This is a genomic window from Bradyrhizobium genomosp. I (2014), from assembly GCF_000261685.1.
GTDB lineage: Bacteria > Pseudomonadota > Alphaproteobacteria > Rhizobiales > Xanthobacteraceae > Bradyrhizobium.
On record NZ_AJQE01000506.1, the window covers coordinates 1 to 530 of the forward strand.

The 530-nt window shown below is 66.8% G+C and carries 1 pseudogene; it reads right to left on the reverse strand.

From position 1 onward, the window contains the following. Nucleotides 1-43 precede the first annotated feature (43 nt). A pseudogene (locus IC50_RS39975) lies at nt 44-452 on the reverse strand (IS21 family transposase); the annotation flags it as partial. Between the last annotated feature and the right edge of the window lie 78 nt (nt 453-530).

Here is a 530-nt window from a genome sequence, read left to right on the forward strand (position 1 = left end):
TCTTCCGACCCAGATCGTCGCGCTATATGAAGACGCGTTCCCCGCTCTCGATCGAGCCGTTCTCATGTGCGATGCCCGCATTGTTGCGCGTTGGCGCCATGCCATAGTGGCCCATCAGCCCGGCGTAGCGCTGCGTCAGATCCTCCCGTGCGTCGGCGGCCAGATTGCGGAACGCTGCCGACAGGCTGTCGCTGCGATGCTCCCGCGGCACGCCGCCAAGCGCCCACAGCGCGTTCTGCAAGCCCGCCGTTGAGCGCCCGCCAGGCGTTGATGCGCCGCTCCAGCGTGCGGCGGATGTTCGGGTTCAGGTCATGATGCCGTCGGCGCAACTCGTCCAGCACGCCGATCACGCGGATGCCGGGCGCAGCCTTCAGGATCGGAACGATCTCGGCCTCCCAATACTGCGCGAGCGGATCGGACCGGCGCCGGCCCCTCGGCGTCTTCTTCTGCGCGCCTGGGTCTGTCCGACTTCACCGATGGCGGGCGACAATCGCCCTCGATTCCGCATTGCCTCGCCTTAATTGTTACCG